This is a genomic window from Campylobacter sp. 2018MI13, assembly GCF_018501135.1.
In the GTDB taxonomy this organism is placed as follows: domain Bacteria; phylum Campylobacterota; class Campylobacteria; order Campylobacterales; family Campylobacteraceae; genus Campylobacter_E.
This window is the reverse complement of the sequence record NZ_JAHCZC010000073.1, coordinates 1-9,617: the sequence shown is the minus strand read 5'-3', so window position 1 is coordinate 9,617 and position 9,617 is coordinate 1. Positions and strand designations below refer to the sequence as shown.

The following is a 9,617-nucleotide window of genomic DNA, read 5'->3' as shown; positions in this document are numbered from 1 at the left end:
TTTTATCTTATATTTTAAACCCTTCGCTAGAGTGCTATTGTGAAATAGTAAGTAGATAAATGATTATCCAAGACAAAACCCGGCTTATAGCCATACTCTTTTAAGGATTAGGATGCAAATTAGAGTTTATTATGAAGATACTGATTGTATGGGGATTGTCTATCATACAAATTATTTAAAATATTGTGAAAGAGCTAGGAGCGAATGGTTTTTCGCTAATGAAGGAAAAGATTTATTAAAAGAAAATCCTTTTGCATTAAGAGAAATTAAGGCTATTTATAAAGCACCTGCTAAATTAGGAGATATTTTAGAAGTTAAAAATATTCTTGTAGGATTTGATAAATATTGTTTAGAATTAAAGCAAATAATTTATAAAGATGATAAAGCTATTTTTGAAGCTTTTATAAAATTAGTTCATATAAAAGATGGCAAACTATCTCCAATTAGTGAAGAATTAAAAAAATATTTGAGTAAATAATTTATATAAATTCTTTAAAATTTTCGTGATTAGCTAATATTAGTCTTTTATCATTTAAAGCTAGGAGTTTTTTACTAAAGCCGTTTTTACTAAAAAGTATAAAATAATCAGGCTCAAAACCCAAATATCTAGCCTTTTGAATGAGTTTTGAATACGAGCTAATACACATTTTTTTGCCATTAAATTTCACTTCACCCAATAAAGATATTTCGTAATTATCATAAAAAATATCACATTCATAATCTTTGCCCCAAATACTTTTAATACCTTTTATATTAAATTTCTTCTCGCACCACTCACAAGCAATTTGCTCGTAAATAAACGACTGATATTCATAAAATTTATCATTAATTAATCTTAAGGCTAATTCTTTATCTTTTAAAATTATTTTCTCCATTGCCTTTAAAAAATAAAAATAAAATCTAGTGTAATTAGAATTAAAAATAACTTTATTTTGTGGATAAAATCTCTTAAAACTCAATAAATCATTATTTAATTCAAGTTTTAAAAAACCACGATTGATTAATGAATGAAAGCTCTTTCTAGCTTTAAATCTCGAGCCGTATTTATTGATAGAAAACTCCAAGCGAGATTTTCTAGCGTAGTGAATTAGTGCCTTGCATTCGCTTTCATTTATTTCAAATTCGTAAGGATTATATGTATTTACTAGCTCGTTTATATAATAATTAATATCATTTAAACTAGGTTTAAAACTCTTATCTCCAAACACAGAATAAAAGTCTAACGCTTCGTCTAAATAAAAATGCGGATATCTTTTAATAAAGTCTAAAAATTCTATAACTACCCCTTAATTTTTTTGTGCTAATTTTACTTTAATTATTTTTACAAAGGGCAAAAATGCAAATTAGTGAGCTAAAAAGCGACATAATTTTAGATGAAAATACAAAATATTTTGATTACACAGCAAGTGCTTTAGCACTAAAATCAATTGAATTAAAAATGCAAAATATTTTAAAAACATACGCCAACACTCATTCAGATAGTGCAAAAAATTCAAAAATAACAAGTAAATACTATAAAGACGCAAAAAGCTATATCAAAAAAAGCTTAGGATTAAATTCTAATTATAGCTTGATTGCTTGTGGGAGTGGCTCAACTGCGGCTATTAAAAAATTTCAAGAATTATTAGGAATATATGTTCCACCGCTTATTAAACAGCGTTATTTTAATGATATTGCTAAAAATACTTTGCCTTTAGTAATTGTTAGTGCGATTGAACACCATTCAAATGAGCTTAGTTTTAAAGAAGGTTTATGCGAGTGCATTAGACTAAATCATAGGGATTTTAACAGCGATTTATACGAGCTTGAAAGAATTTGCAAAAAGAACGCTAATAGAAAAATAATAATGAGTTTTAATGCCGTTAGCAATATCACAGGAGTTAGAGCAAACCTTGCAAAAATCAGCGAAATTGCGAAAAAATATAAAGCGATTTTAGCAATTGATGCAAGTTCGGCTATACCTTATGAAAATATTGAAATTCCGTTTGATGCTTTGTTTTTTTCAGGACATAAAATGCTAGGTGGAGTTGGCACGAGTGGATTTTTAGCTATTAAAAATGAGCTTATTGGCAAAATTCCTACATTTGCAGCTGGTGGGACGGTTGGCTATGTTAGTAGGAGTAATTATGAGTTTTTAGACGATGCTGAAAGCCTTGAAGAGGGTGGAACTCCTGCGATTTTACAAGTTATTAAAAGTGAATTAGCTTTTAGACTTAGAGATGAAATAGGGCTTGGAGTGATTAAAGAAAAGGAAAATATCTTAAAAGAATATTTTTTAAACGCAATTAAAAAAGTGCAATTTAAATACAAAATCACACTATACGCTGCAAATATTAAGGATAGATTGCCTATATTTTCACTAAATTCTACAGGCGTTAGCCCTTATGATTTAGCTAGGGTCTTAAGCGATGATTATGGGATAGAAACTCGTGCTGGGTGTGCTTGTGCTGGTCCTTATGCGCATGATTTATTAAATTATGTGGATAATCAAAATTTCAATGCTAAGCCTGGATTTTTAAGAATAAGTTTGCATTATACTCATGAATTAAGCGATATTGATTATTTGATTAACGCACTTTGCAAAAGCATAGAAAAGCTAAATAAGAATTTAAAATAAGGAATATTTATTAGCAAAGTAATTATGAATTTAAAAGGACTTGGTGCTTTAAGTATTCCAAGAGTGTTTTTTAATATGCAATTAATTTCAAAATTAAATGCTTTAAAAAAGTTAAAAAATGAAGAGATCTTATATATAAAAAATAGATTGAATTATTACAATAAAATTAATGATTTTTTTGAGTTAAAAAAGATAGAAAATGTAGAGCATTCTAAATTAGGCGAAAACTTATTAAAAAACACTTCATATTCTTTTGATTTTTACAAGGTTAGCAAATATTTTCATAAAAATTTAAAGATAAATAAATTCTTTTATGATTGTTCTAGCGAGTTTTTAAATACCATAACAAAATCAAGACCAATTGATAGTAAAAATGTGATTTTAAAACTTGATAGCAGAAGACATTTTTGTTTTTTAAATGATAAAAATGATTTTAAAGATAAAGTGGATTTGGCTGTTTTTAGGGGTGCTTGTGTTCAACAAAATAGAATAGATTTTATTAATAAATTTAAAGATTGTAAAAGACTAAATCTAGGTAATGTAAATAAGGAAAATAGGGCAGGTTATTTAAGCAAGGAAGAGCAGCTTAAATATAAATTTATAATCTCTCTTGAAGGCTGGGATGTTGCTACAAATCTTAAATGGATAATGAGTTCAAATTCTATCGCAATTACTCCAAGATTAAAATATGAAACTTGGTTTATGGAAGGAAAATTAATTCCTAATGAGCATTTTTTATTAATTCAAGATGATTTTAGCGATATTTTAGATGTAATGGATAATGCTTTAACTAATGATAAATTAGTAAAAAATATTATTAAAAATCAAAATGAATATATACAACAATTTTTAAATCCTAATATAGAAGAGTTGCTTGGTATTTTGGTTTTAGCGAAGTATTTTTATTATTCAAATCAAGTGAAATTAGATAATTTTGTAATTGAATTATTTGATTGAATTTAAAATATATAAATTTTATTTTAAACTTTATTAATATTTAATATGAATTAAAGTAAAAATATTTTAATATTTATTAAATATTTTTAAAGGAGAGTTTATGAAAAAAATTGTATTTTTAGGTGCTGGGTATGCAAATTTAAGTCTAATTAAAAAGATTAAAAAGAAAAATCTAAGAAAAGCAGAATTTATACTAATAAACAATAATTCTTATCATTATAAAACGACAGAATTACACAAAATAGCAGCAAGAGAAAGCGAAAAAGACATAGTAATAAATCTAAAAAGCATACTGCCTAAAGATATAACTTTAATTTGTGATAATGTAAAAAGTATTGAAAATGGCAAAGTTATTTGCGAGAATGCAAATTATGATTATGATGAGCTTTATGTTGGGCTTGGTGCGAGTGTAAATACCTTTGGCATTGATGGACTTGATGAATGCTTAAATATTATAAATTATAAAAACGCTTTAAAAACTGCTGAAACACTTTATAAAAATCTTGAGCTTTATGAGAATAAAAATGTAATTATTTGTGGTGCGGGGCTTAGCGGAGTAGAGCTTTGTGGCTCAATCGCTACAACTTGCAAAAATCTAGGAATTAGCATTAATTTATATTTGGTTGAAGCAATGGATGAGATTTTGCCTGTTTATACTAAAGATTTAGCTAAAAAAGCTAGAAATTATTTAGAAAATCTAGGCGTAAAAGTTCTAAGCTCTCATAAAATAATCAAAAAAGTTGATGATAAATTATTTTTAAACGATGAAAATAATTATATAAAAGCAAAAACTATAATTTTTACAGCTGGAGTTAAGGGTAGCGAAGTAATTGCAAATAGTGGCTTTAATCATAAAAATAATAGAGTTTTAGTAAATGAATATTTAATGGCACCTAATTTTGATAATTGCTATGTTTTAGGAGATTTAGCGATTGTTTCAAATTTCGCACCTACTGCACAAATTGCTTGTAAGCAAGGAAAATACCTAGCAAAAAGACTAAATGCAAGGCTTGAAGGAATTGAGTTTAACGAACCTTTTAAATACAATGATAAAGGTAGCATTTGTTCGGTTGGAAAAGACTATGCAATAGGCGTTATTTTAGGTAAAACTTATAGTGGTTTTATGGCAAAAAGTCTTAAAAAATTAACCGAAATAGAATGGAGTGAAACTCTAAAGTAAAACATTAAAACAATTTTAAGAATTTGAAATTCTCATTTCAAATTCTTAAATCTCAAAATCTCTTTTATGCTATTTATTACATAATTTATCTCATCATTATTAATTACATAAGGTGGCATAAAATAAATCGTATTGCCAAGTGGTCTTAAAAGTAACCCATATTCAAGTGCTTTTAGATACACTTCAAGCCCAAATCTAGGATTAAAATGCTCTATATCAAATGCAAACACCATTCCTTGATGCCTAACATTTCGCACACTCTTAAACTCAGCAAAACCTTGCCAAAGTGAGTTTATATACTCGCTTTTAATTTTATTTTGATTTATAACATTATCTTTAGTAAATATATCCAAAGTTGCATTCGCAGCAGCACAAGCAAGTGCATTTCCTGTATAACTATGTGAATGCAAAAACGCCTTGTATTCGCTATATGGAGCATAAAATTCATTATAAATTTCATCGCTTGTTACAACAACGCTAATTGGCAAATACCCACCGCTAAGCCCTTTACTAAGGCATAAAAAATCAGGCACAATTTCACATTGCTCTAAAGCAAACATAGTCCCGCTTCTTCCAAATCCAACGGCAATTTCATCAAAAATTATATCAATATCATAAGATTTTGCTAACCAACAAGCCTTTTTAATAAACTTAGCTGAATACATATTCATTGAACCTGCACACTGAATTAAAGGCTCAAGGATAAAGGCATTTATGTTTTTATGCTCTTTTTCAAGTAATTTTTCAAGCTCTTTTAATTCATTTTCATAATCTAGCCCACTTGGTGCAGGGGTGTTTAAGCATTCAAGCAAAAGTGGTTTATAAGTCTTTTTATAAAGTTCAACATCACTTACGCTTAGTGCAGCTATCGTTTCTCCGTGATATGAATTACTAAGTGATAAAAATTTGTTTTTTAATTTTCCTTGCAAAAGATTTTTATGAAAACTCATCTTAAGTGCTACTTCAACAGCACTTGAGCCATTATCAGCATAAAAGCATTTATTAAGCTTAGTCGGTAGTAAATCAGTAAGTCTTTTTGATAATCTTATAATGCTTTCGTGAGAAAATCCAGCCATTATGATATGCTCTAGGGTGTTTAATTGCTCGTAAATTTTGCTATTTATATAATCATTGCTATGTCCGAAAAGATTTACCCACCAAGAGCTAACGCAATCAATATATGATTTATCATTAAAATCATATAAATACACACCTTTTGCCCTTTTTATAGGGATTAATGGCACAAATTCGTGCTCTTTCATTTGCGTGCAAGGGTGCCAAATATGTGCTAAATCAAGTTTTACTAATTCTTCTTGCATTTATAACTCCTTTATAAATTTTAATTAAAATTATTATAAAGGATAAAAATGCAAAACTTATTAAATGAATTAAAAAAAGAAAATAATTTTAGAGAACTAAAAAGATTTAAAAATGATGGTAAATTTGTGATTTTTAATGATAAAAGACTGCTTAATTTTGCTAGTAATGATTATTTAGGAATTGCAAGTAGCGGTGAGCTTGAACGAGAATTTTTAAAAAATCATTTTGCACTTAGCTCAAGTGCTAGTAGAAGTCTTGGTGGCGGTGGAGATGAATACTTTTTGTTTGAAGAATACTTATCATCTTTATATAAAAATGAAGCGCTTTTATTTAGCAGTGGGTTTTTGCTAAATTATAGTTGTTTAAGTGCTTTAGCTACTTTAAAAAATACGCTTTTTTTAGCTGATAAAAAAGTTCATGCAAGTATCATTGATGGCATAAAGCATTCTAATTTTAAACGCTTTAAACACAATGATATAAATGATTTAGAAAAATTATTGCAAACGAATTTAAATTATGAAAAAATCATAATAATTTGCGAGAGTTTATATAGTATGGATGCAGATTTTGCACCACTTGATAAGCTTTTAGAGCTTAAGAAAAAATATAAAAACATTATGCTTTATGTTGATGAAGCACATAGTATTGGTTCACTCGGCATTAATGGGCTTGGACTTGGACACTTAAAAGACATTGATTTTTTAGTTCTTACATTTGGTAAAAGCATTGCTAGTATGGGTGCTGCGATGATTTGCTCAAAAGAAGCAAAAGATTTTTTTATAAACAAGGCTAGGGGGTTAATTTATTCAACCGCTTTACCACCTATTAATGTAGCTTATTCGCATTTTGTGTTTTCAAAATTAGCTAATTTTGATAAATTAAGAGAGCATTTGCAAAATCTTAGCTCATATTTAAATGAATTGCTAAAAGATAAAATAAAGGGCGTTAGTTATATAAAAATGATAGTTTTAGGAGATAATGAAAAAGCTAATTTTTACTCGGCAAAACTTATGCAAAAAGGCTTTTTTGCTCCAAGTATAAAAACTCCAACCGTGGCTGCTAAAGATACAGGAATAAGACTATCAATAAATGCTAGTATGGATTTTAGCGATTTAGATAATTTTGCTAAGGCTTTTTATGAAATTTGAGTTTTTACATAAAAATAATTCTAGTGATTTGGTGTTATTTTTCGGTGGTTTTGGCTTTTTACCGAGTGCTTATAATTTAGCTTCTAAAAATGATGTTTTAATGGTTTATGATTATTTGGAATTTGATTTAGGATTTTTAGAGATTTGTAAAACTTATAAAAGCATTAAACTAATCGCTTTTTCAATGGGTGTTATGGTGTCTTGCAAGTGCGATTTAAGTTCGCTTAATATCGTGCAAAAAATAGCGATAAATGGCACTATAAAAGGTATTGATGATGAGTTTGGAATTAGCGAAAAGCTTTTTAAAATTACGGCTAAAAGATTTGATAAAGAAAGCTTTTTAAATAATTGTGGCGGGATAAATAAGGCATTTAATCAAAATCCTAAAGATGAGCTTTTAAGTATTATAGAAATTTCTAAAAAGCCTTGTATTTGGCAAGATTATGATTTGGCATACTCATCAAATGATGATAAAATTTTCCCACAAAATGCACTTTTAAATAGCTTTAAAAATGTTAATAAAATTAATGCTTCTCATTTTTGCTTTGATGAGTTTTTAAGCTGGGATGAAATATGAAAAGTTTTTTAAGAGCAAAAGATACTTATTTTAAAAATGCTATCGTGCAAAATGATATGAGAGAAGTTTTGCTTAGCGAAATAAATGGGCGTTTTGATAGGGTGCTTGAGCTTGGCTCAAATAGGGGCGAGTTTAGCAAAATGGTAGCTAAAAAGATAGAATTTAGTGAGTTTTATTGCGTGGATATTAATGATTTTAGCTGTGATTATGGCAAGGAATTTATTTTCGTAAAGCACGATTTAAGAGATTTTGAAAACTCATTTTTAGCTAAAATGGATTTTGATTTAGTTATTTCAAATGCGTGTTTTCAGTGGCTTGATTTAGCAAAATTAATAAATGAAATTTCTAAATCAAATTCTAAGCTAATTTTTAGCACTTTTGGAGTGAATAATCTTTGGCAAATTAAAGAACATTTTGGCGTAGGGCTTGAATATTTAAATATTGATGAAATAGAGCGGATTTTAAAGCTGTATTATAAAAATATAAAGATTTTTGAGAAAGATTATGAGCTAAATTTTAGCTCAAGTATTGAGCTTTTTAGGCATTTAAAACTTAGTGGAGTAAATGCCTTTAGCGGGGTATTTTTAGGTAAAAATGATTTAAAAATCTTTAATGATAAATACCACAATACCTTAAACTACCACGCCATTTTCGTTAGTGCTAGTAATTGAAATGGTGTATTATAATATTATTAAAATAAAACAAGGTGTGTATTTTATGAGTTATACTTTTATCGATTTATTTGCGGGAATAGGTGGAATTAGACAAGCCTTTGAGAGTAATGGAACACAATGTGTTTTTTCGTCAGAGATTGATAAATTTGCACAACAAACATATTATTTAAATTACAATGAAATGCCACATGGGGATATAATACAAATTAATGAGTGGGATATTCCCAAATTTGATATTTTATGTGCAGGTTTTCCTTGTCAGGCTTTTAGTATAGCTGGAAAAAGATTAGGGTTTTATGATACTAGAGGAACTATGTTTTTTGAAGTTGCGAGAATTTTAAAATATCATAAACCAAAAGCTTTATTTTTAGAAAATGTAAAAGGACTTGTATCTCATGATAAAGGTAAAACATTTAAAACAATGCTAGAAATATTAGAAAAAGACTTAGGATATAAAGTATTTTACAAAGTGTTAAATGCAAGAGATTTTGGAGTTCCACAAAATAGAGAAAGAATTATGATTGTTGGATTTTTAAACAATATAACTGATTTTGAGTTTCCAAGCAAATTTGACTATAAAGTTAAAGTTGGTGATATTTTAGAAAATAGTGTTGATGAAAAATATACCATTTCTGATAGGCTGTGGCAAAGTCATCAAAAAAGAAAAGAGAAAAATATATTAAAAGGCAATGGTTTTGGATATCGTTTATTTAATAAAAACTCAGAATATACAGGCACGATTTCAGCTAGATACTACAAAGATGGCTCAGAAATATTAATAGAACAAGAGAATAAAAATCCAAGAAAACTTACTCCAAGAGAAGCAGCTAGATTACAAGGTTTTGATGATGATTTTATTATAGGTGTATCAGACCTACAAGCTTATAAACAATTTGGCAACTCTGTGCCTGTTAAAATGATTAGTGAAGTCGCTAAAAATATTATAAATAAATTAAAGGAGTATGATAATGCAAAATAATATACTAGAAAGTGATATTAAATATAATTTAGCTTTTTATAAAATTTTTAGTTAGAATTAAAATTACAGATGAAACATTAAGAAATATTGGTAGCTTTTTAAATACCGATATTTTTAATTATCAGGTTTTAGATGAATTATTAAAAAATTATCCTTGTTTAGAAG

At 27.8% G+C, this 9,617-nt stretch carries 10 protein-coding genes; 8 read left to right on the top strand and 2 right to left on the bottom strand.

Annotated features, from left to right (window positions below):
- The first annotated feature begins 112 nt into the window (after positions 1-112).
- Positions 113-478, top strand: coding sequence for a YbgC/FadM family acyl-CoA thioesterase (locus KJQ99_RS07580; RefSeq protein WP_214150438.1), 366 nt, complete (start codon positions 113-115; stop codon positions 476-478).
- Position 479: 1 nt separating this feature from the next.
- On the opposite strand, the gene KJQ99_RS07575 is transcribed toward KJQ99_RS07580, so the two are convergent.
- Positions 480-1,208, bottom strand: a complete 729-nt coding sequence (locus KJQ99_RS07575; protein WP_214150437.1) for an ATP-binding protein — start codon at positions 1,206-1,208, stop codon at positions 480-482.
- 128 nt (positions 1,209-1,336) lie between these two features.
- Here KJQ99_RS07575 and KJQ99_RS07570 point away from each other — a divergent pair, with 128 nt between their 5' ends.
- From KJQ99_RS07570 to KJQ99_RS07560, 3 genes are all read left to right on the top strand, one after another.
- The gene (locus tag KJQ99_RS07570; protein WP_214150436.1) at positions 1,337-2,617 is read left to right on the top strand and encodes an aminotransferase class V-fold PLP-dependent enzyme; all 1,281 of its coding nucleotides are present in this window, start codon (positions 1,337-1,339) and stop codon (positions 2,615-2,617) included.
- A 24-nt stretch (positions 2,618-2,641) separates the two neighbouring features.
- Positions 2,642-3,574 carry a glycosyl transferase family 90 gene (locus tag KJQ99_RS07565; protein ID WP_214150435.1) on the top strand — a complete coding sequence of 311 codons (933 nt, stop codon included), beginning with the start codon at positions 2,642-2,644 and terminating at the stop codon, positions 3,572-3,574.
- 100 nt (positions 3,575-3,674) lie between these two features.
- Positions 3,675-4,754 carry an NAD(P)/FAD-dependent oxidoreductase gene (locus KJQ99_RS07560; RefSeq protein ID WP_214150434.1) on the top strand — a complete coding sequence of 360 codons (1,080 nt, stop codon included), beginning with the start codon at positions 3,675-3,677 and terminating at the stop codon, positions 4,752-4,754.
- A 32-nt stretch (positions 4,755-4,786) separates the two neighbouring features.
- Here the strand turns inward: KJQ99_RS07560 and KJQ99_RS07555 are convergent, their stop codons facing one another.
- Entirely contained in the window at positions 4,787-6,073 is a 1,287-nt protein-coding gene (locus KJQ99_RS07555; protein ID WP_214150433.1) for an adenosylmethionine--8-amino-7-oxononanoate transaminase, read from the bottom strand.
- 48 nt (positions 6,074-6,121) lie between these two features.
- On the opposite strand from KJQ99_RS07555, the gene KJQ99_RS07550 reads away from it, so the two are divergent.
- Genes KJQ99_RS07550 through KJQ99_RS07535 form a run of 4 tightly spaced genes read left to right on the top strand, consistent with a single transcriptional unit; the run spans position 6,122 to position 9,452 of the window.
- Positions 6,122-7,222, top strand: a complete 1,101-nt coding sequence (locus KJQ99_RS07550; protein ID WP_250325685.1) for an aminotransferase class I/II-fold pyridoxal phosphate-dependent enzyme — start codon at positions 6,122-6,124, stop codon at positions 7,220-7,222.
- A complete protein-coding gene (locus KJQ99_RS07545; protein WP_214150432.1) occupies positions 7,212-7,799 on the top strand; it encodes a pimeloyl-ACP methyl esterase BioG family protein in 588 nt (195 codons plus the stop codon). The genes KJQ99_RS07550 and KJQ99_RS07545 overlap by 11 nt, the downstream gene beginning before the upstream one ends.
- Complete coding sequence (locus KJQ99_RS07540; RefSeq protein WP_214150431.1) at positions 7,796-8,470, top strand: SAM-dependent methyltransferase; 675 nt, start codon at positions 7,796-7,798, stop codon at positions 8,468-8,470. Before KJQ99_RS07545 ends, KJQ99_RS07540 begins: the two co-directional genes overlap by 4 nt.
- A 46-nt stretch (positions 8,471-8,516) precedes the next feature.
- Positions 8,517-9,452, top strand: coding sequence for a DNA cytosine methyltransferase (locus KJQ99_RS07535; protein ID WP_250325684.1), 936 nt, complete (start codon positions 8,517-8,519; stop codon positions 9,450-9,452).
- Positions 9,453-9,617: the final 165 nt, after the last annotated feature.

Coding starts and splice junctions, on each gene's coding strand:
- KJQ99_RS07555 (WP_214150433.1), bottom strand. CDS start 6,073: ATGCAAGAAGAATTAGTAAAACTTGATTTAGCACATATTTGGCACCCT.
- KJQ99_RS07540 (WP_214150431.1), top strand. CDS start 7,796: ATGAAAAGTTTTTTAAGAGCAAAAGATACTTATTTTAAAAATGCTATC.
- KJQ99_RS07535 (WP_250325684.1), top strand. CDS start 8,517: ATGAGTTATACTTTTATCGATTTATTTGCGGGAATAGGTGGAATTAGA.
- KJQ99_RS07580 (WP_214150438.1), top strand. CDS start 113: ATGCAAATTAGAGTTTATTATGAAGATACTGATTGTATGGGGATTGTC.
- KJQ99_RS07560 (WP_214150434.1), top strand. CDS start 3,675: ATGAAAAAAATTGTATTTTTAGGTGCTGGGTATGCAAATTTAAGTCTA.
- KJQ99_RS07570 (WP_214150436.1), top strand. CDS start 1,337: ATGCAAATTAGTGAGCTAAAAAGCGACATAATTTTAGATGAAAATACA.
- KJQ99_RS07545 (WP_214150432.1), top strand. CDS start 7,212: ATGAAATTTGAGTTTTTACATAAAAATAATTCTAGTGATTTGGTGTTA.
- KJQ99_RS07550 (WP_250325685.1), top strand. CDS start 6,122: ATGCAAAACTTATTAAATGAATTAAAAAAAGAAAATAATTTTAGAGAA.
- KJQ99_RS07565 (WP_214150435.1), top strand. CDS start 2,642: ATGAATTTAAAAGGACTTGGTGCTTTAAGTATTCCAAGAGTGTTTTTT.